General features: G+C 64.6%; 23 protein-coding genes. All 23 read right to left on the bottom strand.

Annotated elements, in window-relative coordinates; all coding sequences use genetic code 11:
* Position 1: 1 nt before the first annotated feature.
* On the bottom strand, positions 2 to 238 hold the full coding sequence (locus RPPS3_RS13145; RefSeq protein ID WP_107344507.1) for a hypothetical protein: 237 nt from the start codon (positions 236 to 238) through the stop codon (positions 2 to 4).
* Positions 239 to 304: 66 nt separating this feature from the next.
* Entirely contained in the window at positions 305 to 493 is a 189-nt protein-coding gene (locus RPPS3_RS13140) for a hypothetical protein (RefSeq protein WP_107344506.1), read from the bottom strand.
* Positions 494 to 514: 21 nt separating this feature from the next.
* Positions 515 to 1,075: a hypothetical protein gene (locus RPPS3_RS13135; RefSeq protein WP_107344505.1), complete on the bottom strand. Its 561-nt coding sequence runs from the start codon at positions 1,073 to 1,075 to the stop codon at positions 515 to 517.
* A 51-nt stretch (positions 1,076 to 1,126) separates the two neighbouring features.
* A complete protein-coding gene (locus RPPS3_RS13130; RefSeq protein WP_107344504.1) occupies positions 1,127 to 1,459 on the bottom strand; it encodes a hypothetical protein in 333 nt (110 codons plus the stop codon).
* A 62-nt stretch (positions 1,460 to 1,521) separates the two neighbouring features.
* On the bottom strand, positions 1,522 to 1,710 hold the full coding sequence (locus RPPS3_RS13125) for a hypothetical protein (RefSeq protein WP_159060680.1): 189 nt from the start codon (positions 1,708 to 1,710) through the stop codon (positions 1,522 to 1,524).
* A 16-nt stretch (positions 1,711 to 1,726) separates the two neighbouring features.
* The gene (locus tag RPPS3_RS13120; RefSeq protein ID WP_107344502.1) at positions 1,727 to 2,167 is read right to left on the bottom strand and encodes a hypothetical protein; all 441 of its coding nucleotides are present in this window, start codon (positions 2,165 to 2,167) and stop codon (positions 1,727 to 1,729) included.
* Between the two features lie 104 nt (positions 2,168 to 2,271).
* On the bottom strand, positions 2,272 to 2,772 hold the full coding sequence (locus RPPS3_RS13115; RefSeq protein WP_107344501.1) for a lysozyme: 501 nt from the start codon (positions 2,770 to 2,772) through the stop codon (positions 2,272 to 2,274).
* Positions 2,769 to 3,041, bottom strand: a complete 273-nt coding sequence (locus tag RPPS3_RS13110; protein ID WP_107344500.1) for a hypothetical protein — start codon at positions 3,039 to 3,041, stop codon at positions 2,769 to 2,771. Before RPPS3_RS13110 ends, RPPS3_RS13115 begins: the two co-directional genes overlap by 4 nt.
* A gap of 57 nt (positions 3,042 to 3,098) precedes the next feature.
* On the bottom strand, positions 3,099 to 3,692 hold the full coding sequence (locus RPPS3_RS13105; RefSeq protein WP_107344499.1) for a DUF4376 domain-containing protein: 594 nt from the start codon (positions 3,690 to 3,692) through the stop codon (positions 3,099 to 3,101).
* A gap of 14 nt (positions 3,693 to 3,706) precedes the next feature.
* The gene (locus RPPS3_RS13100) at positions 3,707 to 5,095 is read right to left on the bottom strand and encodes a hypothetical protein (protein WP_107344498.1); all 1,389 of its coding nucleotides are present in this window, start codon (positions 5,093 to 5,095) and stop codon (positions 3,707 to 3,709) included.
* The gene (locus RPPS3_RS13095; protein ID WP_107344497.1) at positions 5,088 to 5,705 is read right to left on the bottom strand and encodes a hypothetical protein; all 618 of its coding nucleotides are present in this window, start codon (positions 5,703 to 5,705) and stop codon (positions 5,088 to 5,090) included. The genes RPPS3_RS13100 and RPPS3_RS13095 overlap by 8 nt, the downstream gene beginning before the upstream one ends.
* Positions 5,706 to 5,713: 8 nt before the next feature.
* Complete coding sequence (locus tag RPPS3_RS13090) at positions 5,714 to 6,844, bottom strand: baseplate J/gp47 family protein (protein WP_107344496.1); 1,131 nt, start codon at positions 6,842 to 6,844, stop codon at positions 5,714 to 5,716.
* Positions 6,844 to 7,437: a phage GP46 family protein gene (locus tag RPPS3_RS13085; RefSeq protein ID WP_107344495.1), complete on the bottom strand. Its 594-nt coding sequence runs from the start codon at positions 7,435 to 7,437 to the stop codon at positions 6,844 to 6,846. The genes RPPS3_RS13090 and RPPS3_RS13085 overlap by 1 nt, the downstream gene beginning before the upstream one ends.
* Entirely contained in the window at positions 7,437 to 7,946 is a 510-nt protein-coding gene (locus tag RPPS3_RS13080; protein ID WP_107344494.1) for a phage baseplate assembly protein domain-containing protein, read from the bottom strand. Before RPPS3_RS13080 ends, RPPS3_RS13085 begins: the two co-directional genes overlap by 1 nt.
* Positions 7,946 to 8,992, bottom strand: a complete 1,047-nt coding sequence (locus tag RPPS3_RS13075) for a phage baseplate assembly protein (protein ID WP_107344493.1) — start codon at positions 8,990 to 8,992, stop codon at positions 7,946 to 7,948. The genes RPPS3_RS13080 and RPPS3_RS13075 overlap by 1 nt, the downstream gene beginning before the upstream one ends.
* Before the next feature lie 4 nt (positions 8,993 to 8,996).
* Complete coding sequence (locus RPPS3_RS13070; RefSeq protein ID WP_107344492.1) at positions 8,997 to 10,214, bottom strand: DNA circularization N-terminal domain-containing protein; 1,218 nt, start codon at positions 10,212 to 10,214, stop codon at positions 8,997 to 8,999.
* A gap of 3 nt (positions 10,215 to 10,217) precedes the next feature.
* Positions 10,218 to 12,104: a phage tail tape measure protein gene (locus tag RPPS3_RS13065; RefSeq protein ID WP_107344491.1), complete on the bottom strand. Its 1,887-nt coding sequence runs from the start codon at positions 12,102 to 12,104 to the stop codon at positions 10,218 to 10,220.
* 127 nt (positions 12,105 to 12,231) lie between these two features.
* Positions 12,232 to 12,645: a hypothetical protein gene (locus RPPS3_RS13060; protein WP_107344490.1), complete on the bottom strand. Its 414-nt coding sequence runs from the start codon at positions 12,643 to 12,645 to the stop codon at positions 12,232 to 12,234.
* Positions 12,646 to 12,652: 7 nt separating this feature from the next.
* On the bottom strand, positions 12,653 to 13,042 hold the full coding sequence (locus tag RPPS3_RS13055) for a phage tail tube protein (RefSeq protein WP_107344489.1): 390 nt from the start codon (positions 13,040 to 13,042) through the stop codon (positions 12,653 to 12,655).
* 66 nt (positions 13,043 to 13,108) lie between these two features.
* Positions 13,109 to 14,617, bottom strand: a complete 1,509-nt coding sequence (locus tag RPPS3_RS13050; protein WP_107344488.1) for a phage tail sheath C-terminal domain-containing protein — start codon at positions 14,615 to 14,617, stop codon at positions 13,109 to 13,111.
* Between the two features lie 6 nt (positions 14,618 to 14,623).
* The gene (locus tag RPPS3_RS13045; protein ID WP_107344487.1) at positions 14,624 to 14,848 is read right to left on the bottom strand and encodes a DUF2635 domain-containing protein; all 225 of its coding nucleotides are present in this window, start codon (positions 14,846 to 14,848) and stop codon (positions 14,624 to 14,626) included.
* Between the two features lie 7 nt (positions 14,849 to 14,855).
* Positions 14,856 to 15,608 (bottom strand): hypothetical protein, encoded by a 753-nt coding sequence (locus RPPS3_RS13040; RefSeq protein ID WP_107344486.1) that lies wholly within the window; start codon positions 15,606 to 15,608, stop codon positions 14,856 to 14,858.
* A 12-nt stretch (positions 15,609 to 15,620) separates the two neighbouring features.
* Positions 15,621 to 16,034: a hypothetical protein gene (locus RPPS3_RS13035; protein WP_107344485.1), complete on the bottom strand. Its 414-nt coding sequence runs from the start codon at positions 16,032 to 16,034 to the stop codon at positions 15,621 to 15,623.
* Between the last annotated feature and the right edge of the window lie 46 nt (positions 16,035 to 16,080).

The following is a 16,080-nucleotide window of genomic DNA, read 5'->3' as shown; positions in this document are numbered from 1 at the left end:
CTCAGCCGATAGCGATCGACGTGATGTCGGCGTTCTCGTCGACGGTGATCACAATCCGGTCGGTCTGCGGCGGCCCGGCCGAGACACCGGGCTCGATCCAGCAATAGGGAATGCCGGTGCCGTCGAGCTTCGACATCAGCACGTCGGAAATCGGCATCGGAATCGACTCTTTGTCGGTGTTCCAATTCTTGCCGACATAGGGCTGCAGCTCGGCGAGCTTGTCTTGTAAAGCCGTCATGGGTCTATCCTTCAGGTGCTTTTTTGGATTGCGCGCGCAAACTCCGCGCCGCGCGGTCTCGGCGCGCTAGGCGGCCGCGGTGACGACTTCGAGCTGATCCTCGGCGAACCAGCGCTGCTGCTCGACGCCCTCGGCGTCGGTCCAGACGAACAGCACCTCGCGGGTGCCTTCCTTCGGGTCGAAACGCTGCTCGGCGAGCGTGCCGGTGAACGTCGAGTGCGGAATGCGCGCGGCATCCCCGACTTTGAGAGACATCGTGCTGTACTCCTAGGTGGTTTAGGTGATCGTTCCGGTCCAGGTGACGTTGACGGTCCAGCCGTTCTGCACCGTGAAGCTGCCGCCGGTGAACGCGCCGACCGAGTACATGATGCCGGTCGTGCCGCTCTTGGTGCTGTTGGTCACCAGGAAGGCGCCGGCCAGCGTGCCCGCGGCATTGATGCTGAACGAGGTGCTGGTGGTCGCCTTGGAGCCGGCCGACGCCGCATTCCAGCTCACGCTGGGGCGGGTCGAGTTGCTGTAGCCGACGTTCTCGGTCCAGCCCGCATGCGACGCGATGGTGTCGCCCGCGTTGTAAGTCGGTGTCGAGCCGCCGTCGACGAGGCCCATGTACCACGCCGCCGTGTAGGCCGATCCCGCGAAGTACTTGTCGAGCAGATCGTTCTTGCCGGCCGTGGTGACGAGATTTTCGATCTCGGTCTCCCACTGCTTCACGCCGTGCTCGTCGAAGCACTCGACCAGATACCGGCCGCGCGCCTTGGCCTGATCACAGATTGCACCTGGCAACCCGGCGACGACGGACGCAACAGCGCCCGACAGAAGCTCCTCAGCAGCGTTCATTGATGGTGATCTCCATGTTGATTTTGGGATGTGCAGAATCTGCAAACAACGTCACCGCGGCCCGGTCAGGCCGCGGTGTTCGATCGCGCCGAGCCGCGTTTCGACGGAGTCGAGGCGCACGTTCTGGCGGGCGTCGCTGGTGAGGATCTCGGTCATGCGATCGAAGCCGGCGGCGAGCTTGTCCTGCCCCTTCTCGACCGCCATCATCCGCAGCGAGATCAGCGCCAGTTCGCTGCGCAGCTGGGACATCTCGGTCCGCAGCGTCAGATAGACGCCGAAGCCCCCACCGATGCCGCCGGCCAGCCATCCGATCAGGATGAGGATATGGCCGAAATTGTAAGTCGGCTCGAACCGCGGCCGCGGCACGATGTCGTTCATCGTCATGAATGCCCACCCCGAAGTCTAACCGCCCGGCGCACCGCGCGCCGGACGGCATCAGTTGCCGATCACGAGCCCTGCCCGGCGAAGCGTTCGCGCTGGTGCTGCTGGCAGGTGCGGGTCGCGGTCAGATTGGTGTTGGCGCGCTTCAGCGCCACGACGTGCTGGGCCAGTGCGGCTTTCGGGTTCTGCCCCTCGTCGCGGCGCGGCGACGGGACGTTCTCGGCAAGGTTCTCGCAATCGCGCGGGATCTGCACCACCGCAGCCGGCGGGCTACCGCTCGAGGTCGCGCATGCGCTTAAGGTCGTCGCGAGTGAGAGGATCAACGCAACCTTTCCGCTTCGCCAATTCAGACTCATAGTCTTCGACCTTTCGTTGGGCATCGTTCGCTTTGGCTTCGGCCTGCTGTCGCAGCCGCGCAGCTTCCGCAGCCGAAGCGGCCTGCTGTTCGAGCTGCTTGTTCGACCACGCGAGATTGTCGCGCAGCTTCTTGGTCTCGGCGCGCTCGTCGGCGATGCGGGCGCCGAGCACCGCACCAAACATCAGCAGCGCGATGTAGCCGATGGCCGTCGCGGTGCTCACGTAGGTTTCCAGGGCCGGAAACCACCGCACCAACGGAAAGTTGGTGATCAGGATGGCGATCGCCGCAACGACCGCCAGCGACATGATCACCACGTCCGACGTGGCCGCCAACCAGAACAGGTCGATCAACATCTCACTTCCTCCAGATCATGCAGAGCAGCGAGAGCCCGACGAACACCGCCGTCAGCGCATAGAGCCCGCTCGCGTCGTAGCTGATTGCGGCTTGTCCCACGCGATCAGTCCTCCCGCAGGCACCAGGGCCGCTCGCCCCACATCGCATCGGTGCGGCGGTTGAGCAGGCCTTTCATGAAGTTGCCGTTGGCATAGACGTACTTGACCATCGCGTCGCAAGCCTCGCGGATGCGGCCGGCATTCAGATCGCGGGCGATCGACGTTCCGCACACCTTGCCGACGCCGAGATTGACCGCGAACGAGGCGATCGCCGCCTGACGGTGCGGCGGCATCTCCGGCAGCGACGGAACGCACAGCACAACCTTGTCGGCATAGCGCTCGCCGACATGCGCTAGCTCGTGCTCGCACTGCTCCTTGGTGAAGGTCATACCGGCCTTCAACCACGGCCAATCGTAGTTGGTGATTCCGCCGCACACGGTGATCACGCCCGGCGGATCGAACGGCAGGTGCTTCGCGACGAGGTTCATGCCCTCCCAATGCGCGATCAGCACGCCAGCGAGCGCTGCACCTGCAACGGACAGGCCGGCCTTGTGGGTCGTCTTCATGTGTCTGTTCCTGGTTGTTTGAGGATGCGGGCGAGCCCGTAGATGATCGACAGCGCCACGCCGATCACGGCGTAAGCTAGCGGTGGGACCACGCTGGCGATGCCGGGCCACACCATCAGCAGTCCGCCGACGGCCGACCACAGCAGCGCCCCGCCGAGCGCCGCGCGCATCGACCACAACCGCCGCGCCTCGCGCTTCCACTCGTCAATCAGGGTCAAGCGCTTCGGCCGCGCACGCGCGGGCGCGGCCTCGGGATCGAGGTCGGTCATGACGAATGCTCCGTTGATGATCGGCCGCTCGCCGCAGCCTGGACTTTCGGCCGCCCGCTAGGGCGTGGCTGCAAGAGCCGCGTCGATCGCAGCCGTTGTGGTGATCGCGCCGGCCGCGACCTGATCCTTGATGGTGCGTGCCGCGAAGATCAGCGCCTGTTTGCGCGCCGCCTGTGCCCGACCGAAGGCGATCACGGTCGGGGCATCCATCTTCACCTTGGTATTGTCGAGCGCGATCCACTCGAAGTCCGCATCGGGATCTGCCCAGCGATAGTTTCCAGGCTGTGCGCCGCCTGCCACAGCCATCGACGCCATCAGCGCCGCGCCGATGATGTTCTCGCGATCGGTCGGCCGCGATTGGTAGACGACGCCACCGAAGGTGAACCCCGCATCGATCAACTCGTCGCGCTTGATGGTCGTGTAAAGGCTAAGGTCGGCAAACAGACCATATGGCGTCAGCACATCCTGCAGCGCCGCGATGGTCTGACTTCCAGTCTGGTCGCGCGGCCACGGTGTCGGCCTGTTCTCGGCGGTCCATGCCACATAGGCAGGATGGCTTTCCGCCACCAACGCCTGCGCGGCGCTGGAGAACAGCCGCCCATCGTCGGAGAGCCAGTACCAGTCGAACGGATTGAATGGGTTCCGCTGCATTGCGATGATCTCCCTTACAGGTAATATCCTCCGGAATTCACGCCGGCCGTCGTACCAGGCAGGTAACTCCCCCCAGCTCCTCCGACATCGATGACCGCGCCTGCCGACACGTAGTACTTCTGCCCGGTCATATTCCCAGCCCCGGTGATTGAGGAGAATCCCGTCACGATCATTCCCTGCGTTTGAGAGTTGGCAAAGTAGCCGATCGCTACTGCAGAAGAGATCGACAGAGATGCGCTCCCGGAATGGAAAATGCGGCCGGCTCTATAAGCATATTCGTGCCCTCCGACTCCCGCCCCCCCGGAAATCGTCTCAAAAGCCCCCGCCAACGCCTCTGTTCCAAGCACATAGATAGTCCCGCCGTAGGCGGCTTCCTTGTGCGCGAAGTAACAAAAGCCATACTCGACGTTGACCAAGCTGATTTCGCTGGCCGATCCTTGTGCCGTGATGCCTGAGCCATGCGCACCGGTCGTGGCATTGTTGGCCGCGCTGGCCACCTTGACCCCGGAGAGCAGATAGCCCTTGCCGCCCGACGTCACCGCTGGCCCCTGCGAGGCAGAGATCAGAACGTTGGCAGGGGTCGTCACGTCGCCGACGAACTTGACCAAACCTCCCGCCACGCCACCGCCAGCGAGCGGTGGAAGCGTCACCGGCGCATACGTTCCGGGCGCAATGTGGACGGTAATCGTATAGCCGTTCAGAATGAAGTTCGAGGCGACATTCGCCACCTTTTGCAGGGTCTGGAACGCAGCGCCGAGTGTCAGGCCATCGTTGCTGTCACTGCCGGTCGAAGCGTTGACATAGTAGTCGCGCGGCGCGGTGAGCGTCATTGGCCCAGCGCTATTGTGGAGAGATTTCAACTCGAAATAGGTGCCGTTGTAGAACAGCAGCAGCGACGCGTTCATCGACCACTGTCCAGCGACGATAGCGCTGCCGTCCTGGTTCAGGATCAACTTTGCGCCGAGGCCGTTGAAGTTGACTGTGGTTGATCCTGTCGGCGCTGCGCTAGCCTTCACCCAGCAATGGAACCCGGCGCGATACTCCTTCAAGGCCGGCTGCAACGTGGCCACCATCGCGGCGGCGGTTCCGGCGGCGACGACATAGTTCGTAAGACCGCGCTGGATCAGGTTCTGCACCGCCTTGGTAAGCAGGTCGTCGTCGGTACCAACCTCAGCGACGATTTTATCCGACGAATCCGCAAGCGTCGCGCCATTGGCGCGCGCCAGGGAGCGCAACGCGGCAATGATGCCATTGAAAAATGACGCTTCGAGCTCGGTGCCGTCCTCCGCGGTCGCCGAGGAACAATCCTTGATCCAGGTGTCGAACATGTCGAACGTCCGCGTTTCCGCCGGACGCACCGTGACGGCATAGTCGGCCGTTGCCGGCCCGAAGATATCAGCCATTGGTCACCTCGTAGACGATCAGAATTTCCGCATGCACAACGCGGGCAAGAAGGCATTCGAGCGGCCCGATGTCGGGCGGACAGCCGAGCCGCCATCCGGCGCGGAATCGTCCTGCGCGCGGCGGTTGCGACCTTGGCCCGACATAGGAAAAGCTGGCACCGAGATCGACGACGATCTTCATCACCCCGCCACGCCGGCGGCCGGCCTGGGCGTTTCCAGCGCGAGCGCAACCGGCCCGCGCGCCGCACCGCTGCTCCTCGATACACCTGATCGACCAGCCGGCCCGCGCGGCGATCGCCGCGTAGTACTCGCAGCGCGTGCCGCCGATTGCCGCCACCTTGGTGCACAGATCCGGGAAAGGGTCGCAGGCATCCGGCAGCCCGTATTCGGTCATCCATTGATCGTGCGTCTCGCTGTGCGTCGCGCACCAGAATTCTGAACGCAGATCGCAGGCCCGCTTCGCCACGAAGGCAAACACCTCGGCGGCGGCCAGCCAGAATTGACCGAAGGGCGTCGCTGGCGACGGGCCGCCCTCGTGAGTCTGCCATGCGCGTCCGCGCGGCAATGCGACCCTGTCGAACAGGTCGTCTTTCGTCGGACAACGAAACATCGCTGCTCTCAGATCGAGGAGGCGAAGGTCACAGTGCCGAGTGTCGCGATCTCACCCGTCACAAGAGAGATGTCCGCAGCGGGCGCGGCCAGCACATGCCGATCCTCTCCCGTGGCATTGGCGATCGCCTGCCACAGCCAGGACCGCGAGAACGTCGCCGGCGTGGCCAGAAACGGCATTCCCGGGTGTACATCAGCGATGCCGGCGACACGTGAGCGCCGCAGGAAGGCGTCGCGCAGCTCGGCCAGCACCGCTTCGCGCACCGCCGTCGTGTCCGGCGTCAGGCCGCTGACGGTGATGTTGACCACCCGCGCCGCCGCCGCCTGCACCGCGAGCCGGACGCCGGCCGGCATGACTGCCTCGATCGCCAGACGCACCCGCGCGATGTCGGCCGCCTGCGGGATGCCGTCGGCATAGAGCCCGTCCATGATCGGCCATACCCGCACCGAGCCAGGCCCCGCGTAGCGCGGCTCGACATACACCCGGGTGACGCCGGAGACTGCGCTCGCCCAAATCACGTAATCGGCCGGCGACCCGCCGTGAGGCGGGTTGCGCTTCCGGAACAGGATGCGAGCCCGGTAGTCTTCGATGTCTTCCTGATCGAGGCCGAGCGTGATCCCGTCGGCGCCGACAGCGAATGTCGGCGCGGTATCTCCCGTCCACGTGACGCCGGACACAACCGCAAGCGGCGTCCCCGCCTCGGCGTTGCCGGCCTTGCCGTCGGCAGCCGCGATCACATCGAACGACAGCTCGCCGGCGCCGGTCAGCGATCCTCCCGCGGTCGCGAGGTAGATCACCCCGTCGCTGCGCGCGAACTGCGCCCCGGCTTCGATCGCGATCGCAGCGGCCGTGGTCGCCACCACCTTGCCGGGGCCGGCCGGCTGCGCCGATTTGATCGGCAGCCCGAATTCAGCGCCATGCAGCAGCAGGCTGTCGAGATCCGGCGCAGTGTGGGCAAACTTCTGCCGCGAGATGTACGACAGGAATCCGATTACCTCGAACGTCATGCCGCCGATCACTTTCGCGGACACATAGACGTTGTTCGGCCAGATCGAGGCGTCGGAACCCTTCAGGTTCGCGCGATAGGCCGCACGCGCCTTCTCCGCCATCTCGCGCAGGCTCTGGATGTAGAACGGCATCAGGCGATCCCACTCGGCAGGTCATTGAAATCTGGCGACGCCGGCGACGTCACAGACTGCCGCCAGATATCCTCGAACCGTTGGTCATAGACGCGCGCGCCGTCGCGGCCGTAGATCTGCACCGCGAGGTCGCAGCGGTTGAGCGCAAACTGCGCAACCGCCTGCGCCTCGATCTTGGCCGCGGCCCCCTGGTCGATCAGTGGCTGCAGCGCCTCGAGCGCGAGCCGCTCGACCCACTGCCTGATCTCTTCGGTGAGCGGCGCGCGCTCGAACACCCACAGCAGCGAGCCGAGCTCGGTCTCGTGCAGATCGGCGCGGACATCGACGCCATCGCCCCACCATCCGCGCGGATCATCGCCCTGCACCAGATAGCGCAGCGGGTGATCGTCCTCGATGCGGCGATCCGTGAACAGCTGAATGATGACCGCAGTGTGCAGCGCCGCCTTGGCCCGCAGGCCGCCGCGGTTCTGCGGCTCGTCCGCACCGGCGATCGCCCAATCCCCGCAGCCACCCCATGGCGACCAGATCGTATCCCAGCCAAGGTTCGGCTGCTCATCGGAGCTTTCGCCGATGCGGACCTGCAGCCTCGCCATCAGCCGACCCTCGCCATCACGTTGATCGACGCACCTTCCTCGGTCATCACCGCCGCATAGGTGCCGTCGGTGCCGTCGCCGCCGAGATAGACTTTCTTGCCGTCGCCGGGCTTCACCCAGACCTTCTCGTCGGTCGATCGCAGTTCGACCTGGCCTTTCTTCGCGGTGAGGTGGATGCCATCTCCGCTCTTCATCCAGACGACATTGCCTTTGTCGTCGTAGAGCACCGCATTGCCTTCGGCCGTGTTCTTTGGCCGGTAATCCTTGTGCTCGCCGCCGAAGAACATGGTGCGGTCTGAGCGGCCGCCGAGCTGCAGCATCACGCCCTCGGCCTGTTTCGGCGGGTGCGACGTGAAGCCGTGATCCTGAATGCGAACGATCTCCTCCGGCCGCTCGGACTTCAGGCCGCCGAGGTCGAGCAGCTGTTGGGAGCCGCTGTCATCAATCTTCAGCACCCGTGCCCGCCGCAGAAAGCTGCGCAGCGCGTCGTCATGCTCGAAATACGACATTAGCGCTTCCACTCTTCGCCGGATTTATTGCCCTTGCTGTCCTCGCCGCCATAGGAGCGAGGATCGGTCAGCCCCAGCGTTGCAATGCTGCCACCATCGTCCTGGTCGAAGTCGACGCTCTCGATCAGCATGTCCTGCGCAATGTCGAGAAACGGGCTTTCGGTCCAGATTAGCCAACCCGGCGTCCAAACGGTGCCCCCTTCGTCGCGGAATCCCTGCACACGGATCGTCGCCTTTAGGGCGTCGCCGGCGGCGCGTTCCTTGCGGTTCTTCGCCCGTTTCTTCGCCCGCTTCTTGTCGGTGTCTTCATCCTGGACGATCACCACCGGGCGATGCCGCTTGACCGTTTCGTCTTTCTCGCGCGCCTCGACTTCGAGATTGTCCTCGCCGTGGCCCGACGGCCGCTGACCGCGGACGATGTATTCAGAATGCTGGTTCGACCCGTCGTGATCAGCTGAACCGCCCTTAATGTTGACTCCCTCGATCAACCCACCGGCATGGCGCTTGCTTCCAGCCTTGGTGATGTCGACGTCGCCATCAGGACGGCCGGCCAGCGTCATGCCCTGCTGCCGCGCCAGCTTCTCGACACAGCGAAACACGCTCTCGCCCGGCGTCACCTGGTACTTTTCGACCTTGTCGAGCTGCTGATCGGTGCGGAACTTCGCTGCATATTTCTTGCAGACCTCGTTCCCGATCTGGTCCGGAGTCTTGCTCTTGATCGAGCCGGTCTCGTGCTCGGCACTGCCGTCGATCAAGTCAGCCGATTTCGAGCGGCCGGTGACGGTGATGCTGGCCTTTGGCGGATCGCCCTCGAACTGCGGCTGCCTTTTGTCGACCTGGCCGTCGAGCAGAAGGTCGGCGTTGGTATAGATCTTGACCGGCGTACCTTTGGCGAACAGCCGGTTGGTGGCCGATGAACCCATCTCGGCGGCAACTTCGAAACTGAACGACCGCGCCGCTTCGTTGAATGCGGCGTGCACATTGATCTTTTCGAACGCGGACCAGCGCGCGCCGCCGACCACGATGGTGATGATTTCAGGCCCCATCGCGTCACCGCGCCAAGGCTTCGAACGCCAGCGGCATCAGCGATGGATGCACGACGCCATTCCGCTCGACAAGCTCGCCCGATCGCGCCGGATCGGCATAAAGCCGCCAGGACCAATACAGCGACGACTTGCTGAGATTAGCCTCGATCGTCAGCACAGGCGCCAAATCGAGCACCACCCGCGACAGATACTCGATCACCGCATCACGGATAGCCCCGATGGCGCGCGCGAGGTCCATCTCCGACGCCGGCAGATCGAGCAGCTCGCTCTCGAACAACTCGGCAGCCTCGGCGCGGAGCCGAATGCCGCTCGGGCGATCTTTCAAGTCAGCGCGGGCGACAGCTTCGGCGAACGCGGTGAGCGCCGCCAACCGCAGGGCACGGTTCGCCGCATCCCGGTTCGCCGCCGCGGCCGCCGCCGCCGGCGTGACGTAACGCGCGCCAACCGGATTGGCTTGCAGCGACGGCTCGACTGCCAGGGATCGGAATGCCGCGAGCGCCCGATCAGCCGGCAGCGCGTCGCCCAATGCGCGGGCGACCGCAACAACGCCGGCCGGCACGCTGGCAATGGTCTGCGGATCCACGATCAGATCAGCAGCACCATCGAACAGTGCCTGGATCGCGTTGCGTTGCGCTGCGCTGGCGGTGACCTCGACAGGCTCGGTGCTGCGCACCGTTTCAAGCGCTGCCAGCACATCCTGTGTCGCCGCCACCGCTTCGTCGAACACGAAGTCAGGATTTGCCGGCGTCACATTGGCAACGAACGCAGCTGCAATCGCGCCCGCGATCGACTCGGCTGCGAGAAACACCCGGTTGGCGAGCATCGCCACCGAGACCAGCGCGCCGGCGGCGCCCTCACGAATGAAGTTGAGGCGCAGCGCGATGTAGCCCGCCATATCCCGCTCGCGGTAGCGGCGGGCGCCATTGCCACGAACCCGGATCGGGCCATGTGCCGGCAGCACGAGAATGCCGGGGCCGCGGGTCAGGCAAATGGCGACGACCGTCGCGGCGTCGACGTCGGCGCTGTCGGACGCGACGTAAGCCACCACCTCGAAAGTCCGCTTATCTTCGCCAAGATCCTCGAGGAACGGATCGTCGCGCATCGGAAACTGATGCACCACGATCCGCCGCCCGCCCTCCTCGGCGTCGCTCTCCACCCAGAACGGCACGCCCTTGTAGGATGCCGGCCAGAGGGTCTTGGTCCAGTCGCGCGCAACTGTCATCGATCACCTGTTACCCGCCACGCCCTTGCCGCCCGGCGCGGCGTCCGGAGACGAACGGCCAGTCGATCCGGCTCCGTTCGCGCTGATCATGCCCTGAAGCTTTGCGGCGCTTGCCTTGGCCGAGGCGACCGCCTGAACGAGCTCTGGCGCGGGCTTCAGTTCGACTTCGACCTTGACCGTGGTCTCACCCTTGACCTCGGCGCTGCCGGTGAGCTCCGCTTTCACCGGCGGCAGATCGAGAATGTTGCCCTCCCACGGCCGCGCCTTTCGCGGGTCCGACTGCGGCAGCGGTGTGCCGGGTCGCGCATTCTTCTGCTGCTGCTTCGCCGCATCGGCCTCGCTCTTCTTGCGCAGCTCCTCCTGCGCAGCCTTCACCGCCTCGATCTCCTTTTCGGACATGATCGGCGGCAGATCCTCCGGCGACGCCGCGGACATGGCGCCCTCGATCGCCAACAGCTTCAGCCGCAGATCGGCCAACAGCTTCCCGATGTTGGCGCCGGGGTGGCCCTTGATCCGGTCCATCACCGACGGGTCAGTGTTGTTACCGAAAGATTCGTAGAGCCGGATTTTCTCCTGAACAGCGGCCTTCTCTTTTTCGAGTCCGGCGCGACGGTCGGTTTCAGCGCGAACGCGGGCGCGCTCGACCTCCGGCTTGTTGCGGTACTCGATCGCCTCCTCGGTCTTGCGAGCGATCCAGTCCATGCCCTTCGAAGTCCCGATCGCGTCCAAAGCTGCGCCGGCGGCTTCCTTGAGCCGATCGAAGCTCTCCGACAGCCGATCGACGGCCACCTTCGGCCGGTCCAGCACACGCGCGAAATCCTTCATCGCCGAGCCGGACGACTTATCCAGCTTCTCGGTGACCTCCTTCATCAGGTCCCGGTACTGCATCAGCGCCCGCATGCCGCGAGCGAATTCCATATCGGTGAACAGCTGCGGGATCTTCGATAGATCGCCCTTCGTCGCCTTCTCGGTGAGCTCGAGGAACACGGTCAGCAGGTCGCGCCCGGACTTGCGCGCCTTGTCCATCTCCTTGCGCAGATCGATGCCGAACTTCTCGAATTTGCCCGTGGTGGTTTCGCTCTCCATCTTGGCGAAGATGTTCTGCAGCGAGGCCGCCGCCTCTTCCGACGTGCCGGTGCCCGCCCGGATCGTCTGCATCATCGCGACGATGGTCTTGAGCCCGGCCTCGCCCTTGAGGCCGATCGCGGCCGCAGCCGGCGCGATCGAAGCCATGTAGCGGGCCATGTCCTTCAATTCGAACTTGCCGGCCTTGCCGCCGGTGACCAGCACGTCGAACGACGACTGCATCTTGTCGGTCGCGATGCCGAGCGCCTGGTTGAGCGCCAACGTCGTGTTGGCCATGTCGGCGACTTCTGCGCCTGCGGCCTGCGCCGTCTTGACGATCGCCGGCAATGCCGGCATCGCCTGCGGCAGATCCATGCCGCCGGCAACCAGGCTTTCCAGGCCCTTGGTGACGTCGTCGAACGACTTACCCGACGCGAAGGCCAGATCACGCACCGACTTGTTGAGCTTGCTGATCTGTTCGTCGGTCGCATCCGCCGTGATGCCGATGCGGGTCAGCGCCATATCGGTATCGGCAAAGCGCTTGACCGACTGCACGCCGCCATAGGCAACGGCCGCCGGCGCCAACACCCGCGCCGCGGCGCCGACGGCGAGACGTCCGGCGGCGAGTCCGGCGGCGCCGCCAACGCGAGCATGCGCAGAGGCAGCGCGATCAGCCGCAGCAGCGACGTTTCCAGCCGCCGCAACACGGCTGCTCGCTCTTGCTGCGACACCGGAAAGCCTCTCAAGCTTCCTGGCAATGGCATCGAACACGCCGCCGGATTTGTCTGCGGCGCTGATGATCGCTTTGGCCTCAATGACCTTCATCGTCCTCGGCCCCCTCCCCGTCGAGTTCGCCGTTTCTTCGACCATGCGGCAAAACGCTGAAGCCAAATAACCATTTCATCTGCGGTCATCTTCATGACTTCAGAGAACTCGAATCCTAAGCCAAATATCAAGATGTCGGCGGCGTCGTGGGTGTCTGCGACGCCGCCCTGAAAAAATCCTTGACGGCCTCTGTCAAGGCAAGCGCATCGCGATAATCGGTTTGCTCAAGCAGTCCAGGATCGATCTTGTCTCCGGTAGCCGCATCGATCGACAGCGCTGCGATATATTTCGCAACTATTCCCATGTCGGTCTGCGGCAGCAGCGCGCCGACCATGGCGATAATCTGTGTGGGGTCGCCATGGGCCATGATATCGCTGTAGCGCGGCGGCCGCAGGCGGATGGCTGTGATGACCTTGTCACCATGCCCTTGGATCGGCTTGATCAGCGTGCGCGTGAGAGAGCCGTCGGGATCTCGGGTGAATTCAGGCTGGCGTATGGGCTTCGCCGTATCTGACGCGGCGACTTCGACTTGATCTGACATGACGCGATCAGCCGTTCAACGTCTTGTAGCCGCTCGCTGCGATCGAAAGACCGCTGACCTCGCCAGTCGCGAGATTGCCCTGCGGCTCACCCTCGAAGAACGCACCGGACAAGACATGAGTGAGGCCGGTATCGTCCTCGACGAAGGTGACCGGGATGTTCATCAGGTTCATGACGCGCTCGTCCCAGATCAGCGGGCGGTCATCGATCGTGACGAACCGATCGAACGTCAGCTCGGCCTTGCGCACCTTCGGCTTGACCAGCCGATAGACGGTGCCGTCCTGGTTGACGCCGGACTCGTTGGAGATGTTCGAGGCCGACAGCGTGATCTCGCCGCGGGCCGAATAAGGAACGCCGTTGATGACGGTCGAGACCCGACCGCCTGCCGTGTGGGACATGGCTCAGACTCCGCTGTGCAAAAATGAGGAGGCGAACGGCGCGGCAATGGCCGCGCCGGATGATCGTCAGGCCGGGTACTGCAGGAAGGTCGTGGCGTTCGCGGCGAACACGCGGAACTGATTGACCACGTCGACAGGCAAGTAAGCGTTGACGCGATTTGGATCCGACGAACGCTCGACCACGAGGCGCTGCGCGAACAGGTCGGAATTCTCGACCAAGCCGCCGGCTTCGAGCTCCATATAGGCGTGGACACACTCGGCTTTCAGGATCTTGGCGGTGACGATGCCCGGATTAGCGCTCGGGTTGTCGTCGGCCAGGGCACAGCGGCCGTACTTCTGCGTGATGCGCTGCCGCATGTAGCGCACGAAATACACCATCTGCAGCCGGGTCTCGATGTCCAGCCAGGTGATGTCCGGCTGGCCATAGGCGTTGGTCAGATAGGTGGTGACCACGCGGTCGAGCATCACCGTGCCGTCGGCGGCGACCTTGAAGCCCGAGATGGCATCCTGATAGTGCGTGTTCCGTTGAGTGATCGAAAACCAGTTGACCCGCGACTGCGGCGGCCGGATGCCGACCAGATCCAACGTTTGGACCGGCAGGCTGATGCGATAGGCCTGGTCGACTTCACCGCCGAGGTTCTTGTCGCTGGCGATCCGAGCCCCATAGGCCGCTGCCCAGCGCCACGGCGGCGATGGACTGTCGACCACGCCGAGGATCGAGACGTTTGGGTCGTTCCGGCCAGCGCCGAACGAAGCCAAGTTCGCGTAGCTGTCGAACATCACCGTGCAGTAGTGGCCGAACAGCTGCTGGATCGGCGACCACCGGCCGGAGGTGCCGCCGAGGAAATCCTTGACCACGTCGAGCGACGTGGTGTCGGCATAGGGCGAGCAGATGTAATCGAACTCCATGTCGCCGAGCGACGCCAGCGCGGTGCCGAGCGTCGGCACACCGGTGCCGGCGGTGCCGGCCGCGATCGTTAGATATTGCTGCAGCGGGCCCTCGTCGCCCACCAGATCCTTCAGCACCGAGAACTTCGCCATCAGGGCGCCGGCATGGCGCGCCGTCAGGGTGACCACGTTGCTCGCCGCAGCCGCGGTGACCGGGAACGACAGGCTGCGGCCGAACTTGGTGTAGCCCTTGTTGATCTCGGCCGCGAGATTGGTGGCGGCGTCGGAGGTGGAGTCCGTGGTGGCGACGCCAATGCTGACCTTCTCGCCGCCGAGATAGACCGGCAGCGTGCCGGACTTGCCGGCGAGCCCGGCTGCGATGGTGATGGTCCAGGTCTGCGTATTACCGGAGGGATCGGCGAGCGGCAGCATCCAGATCTCGCCGAAAGGGTGGTTCTGCCGTGCCCAGATCGCCTCCTCGGCCAGCATCGAGCCGGCGCCGACCAGCGACTGCGGATCGCCCGACAGGATGATCGGCACATTGGCCGAGGCGCTGCCGGTCGACAGTTTCTGGCCGATCAGCAGCGTACGGCTTGGGCCCTGATAGGGCGACTGGCCGGCATTGACCTCGGCATAGAACAGCGGAACGCGAAGGTTCGACGGGATCGAATTGAACGCGACAGCCATGGCGGATTACTCCTTCATCTGGGCGGTCTTTCCCGCCGGCTTGGTCTCGGGTTGGGTGGCGATCTCCGCGGCCGGAGGATCTGCGATCGCGATATCCCCGCCGATCAGCAGCCGCTCGTAGTAATCGACACGCGGCACCACCGCGCCTTCCGCCGGCATCACGTTGTAGTTGCGCTCCGGCATGCGAACGCGGCCGCCTTCCCGCGGTTTGACGTAGATCGACTCGGTCATGATCCCCTCAGTCCTGGTTCGGAAAATCGAGCGGCATCGAGATGTCAGGCACCGCCTCACGATCGGCGCCGGCGACGTTGACGGCGATGTCGATGCCTTCGAGCGGCGTCAGTGGCTTGGGTTCGAGCGCCGCGGCGATCGCCTTGCAGGTGTCACGCCCGGCGCTTTCAGCCGGCAGCGCATTGGCGACCTCGCGCAGCATCGGCGGCAGCAGGCCGAAGCCCGTCGCCGCCGGGTCAATCGGCAGATGGTCGTCGTCCTTGAACTGGCACTGCAGCGTCAGCACGCGGCAGGCCACCTTGATCCCGGCATCCGACAGGACTTCCCGGTTGCTGCTGCGCTTCCGAATGCGCACCAAGCGGCGAAACAGCACGGGCAGCGCATCGAGCTCGTGCCCGAACCGCCGTACGACCTGGTGCTCCAGCAGATCCAGCGCCGCTTCGAGCCGCGCGTCGGTGTCCGGATAACCGACGATGAACTCCTTGTCCTGCCGCAGCGACTGGATCATGCCGAGCTGGAAACTGATGTCGACCATGCGAGCGAACGGCGGCCCACCATTCTGCGCCGAGAGCGCATCGCCCTCGTCCGCGTCGGTCAGAATGATCACCGTCGGCATCGCATCGGAGTCGCAGTGCTCCGGCGCCAAATCATCGACGCGGCTATCGTAGACACGCCCCTCAGCGATCGTCGGACGGTTGCCCGCTTCACCTTGGACGATGGCGACGGCGAGCAGGCGCAGAGCGGTGCGAGCGAGGGACATGATAACCAGCCGTCAGATGTCGGAGCGCCGCCGCGCCGTCATATGGACGATGGTGCGCGCAGCGCCATCGGGCAGCGTCTTGGTGATCTCGAACTGCTCGCCGGTGCGGTTGCGTACCACCACATCCTTCGGCTGCAGCGGCCAGCGAAGGGACGCTGATGCGAAGGACACGTGCGGCGCACTCACAGCAACTTTCGGCGCGCGATCTTCCTGGAAGGGACTCCGCGCCTGCATGAACTTGGACTCGCTCGGAGCCCGGTAAGCGCCCGTGATCGTGAAGGCCGGCCGTGAAGCGTCGATCCCGCGCGGCAGATTGACGTCATCCTGCTCCGCCATTCCAATCAGCTCGAATCCCTCCTCCTCACCGAACACGCGATCAATCGCGCTCGATGCCTTGGCGGCGGCGATATCGAAGGGAGACGGCATGACGGTCGGACAAACCTGACGAATTGCTCTGCCCTATGACGCAAAA

The sequence above is a fragment of the Rhodopseudomonas palustris genome, assembly GCF_003031265.1.
GTDB lineage: Bacteria > Pseudomonadota > Alphaproteobacteria > Rhizobiales > Xanthobacteraceae > Rhodopseudomonas > Rhodopseudomonas palustris_H.
This window is presented reverse-complemented; position numbering and strand designations above follow the sequence as displayed.

Bases quoted from the DNA above. Each gene is read 5' to 3' on its own strand.
- RPPS3_RS13145 (WP_107344507.1), bottom strand. From the start codon at position 238: ATGACGGCTTTACAAGACAAGCTCGCCGAGCTGCAGCCCTATGTCGGC.
- RPPS3_RS13140 (WP_107344506.1), bottom strand. From the start codon at position 493: ATGTCTCTCAAAGTCGGGGATGCCGCGCGCATTCCGCACTCGACGTTC.
- RPPS3_RS13135 (WP_107344505.1), bottom strand. From the start codon at position 1,075: ATGAACGCTGCTGAGGAGCTTCTGTCGGGCGCTGTTGCGTCCGTCGTC.
- RPPS3_RS13130 (WP_107344504.1), bottom strand. From the start codon at position 1,459: ATGACGATGAACGACATCGTGCCGCGGCCGCGGTTCGAGCCGACTTAC.
- RPPS3_RS13120 (WP_107344502.1), bottom strand. From the start codon at position 2,167: ATGTTGATCGACCTGTTCTGGTTGGCGGCCACGTCGGACGTGGTGATC.
- RPPS3_RS13115 (WP_107344501.1), bottom strand. From the start codon at position 2,772: ATGAAGACGACCCACAAGGCCGGCCTGTCCGTTGCAGGTGCAGCGCTC.
- RPPS3_RS13110 (WP_107344500.1), bottom strand. From the start codon at position 3,041: ATGACCGACCTCGATCCCGAGGCCGCGCCCGCGCGTGCGCGGCCGAAG.
- RPPS3_RS13105 (WP_107344499.1), bottom strand. From the start codon at position 3,692: ATGCAGCGGAACCCATTCAATCCGTTCGACTGGTACTGGCTCTCCGAC.
- RPPS3_RS13100 (WP_107344498.1), bottom strand. From the start codon at position 5,095: ATGGCTGATATCTTCGGGCCGGCAACGGCCGACTATGCCGTCACGGTG.
- RPPS3_RS13095 (WP_107344497.1), bottom strand. From the start codon at position 5,705: ATGTTTCGTTGTCCGACGAAAGACGACCTGTTCGACAGGGTCGCATTG.
- RPPS3_RS13090 (WP_107344496.1), bottom strand. From the start codon at position 6,844: ATGCCGTTCTACATCCAGAGCCTGCGCGAGATGGCGGAGAAGGCGCGT.
- RPPS3_RS13085 (WP_107344495.1), bottom strand. From the start codon at position 7,437: ATGGCGAGGCTGCAGGTCCGCATCGGCGAAAGCTCCGATGAGCAGCCG.
- RPPS3_RS13080 (WP_107344494.1), bottom strand. From the start codon at position 7,946: ATGTCGTATTTCGAGCATGACGACGCGCTGCGCAGCTTTCTGCGGCGG.
- RPPS3_RS13075 (WP_107344493.1), bottom strand. From the start codon at position 8,992: ATGGGGCCTGAAATCATCACCATCGTGGTCGGCGGCGCGCGCTGGTCC.
- RPPS3_RS13070 (WP_107344492.1), bottom strand. From the start codon at position 10,214: ATGACAGTTGCGCGCGACTGGACCAAGACCCTCTGGCCGGCATCCTAC.
- RPPS3_RS13065 (WP_107344491.1), bottom strand. From the start codon at position 12,104: ATGAAGGTCATTGAGGCCAAAGCGATCATCAGCGCCGCAGACAAATCC.
- RPPS3_RS13060 (WP_107344490.1), bottom strand. From the start codon at position 12,645: ATGTCAGATCAAGTCGAAGTCGCCGCGTCAGATACGGCGAAGCCCATA.
- RPPS3_RS13055 (WP_107344489.1), bottom strand. From the start codon at position 13,042: ATGTCCCACACGGCAGGCGGTCGGGTCTCGACCGTCATCAACGGCGTT.
- RPPS3_RS13050 (WP_107344488.1), bottom strand. From the start codon at position 14,617: ATGGCTGTCGCGTTCAATTCGATCCCGTCGAACCTTCGCGTTCCGCTG.
- RPPS3_RS13045 (WP_107344487.1), bottom strand. From the start codon at position 14,848: ATGACCGAGTCGATCTACGTCAAACCGCGGGAAGGCGGCCGCGTTCGC.
- RPPS3_RS13040 (WP_107344486.1), bottom strand. From the start codon at position 15,608: ATGTCCCTCGCTCGCACCGCTCTGCGCCTGCTCGCCGTCGCCATCGTC.
- RPPS3_RS13035 (WP_107344485.1), bottom strand. From the start codon at position 16,034: ATGCCGTCTCCCTTCGATATCGCCGCCGCCAAGGCATCGAGCGCGATT.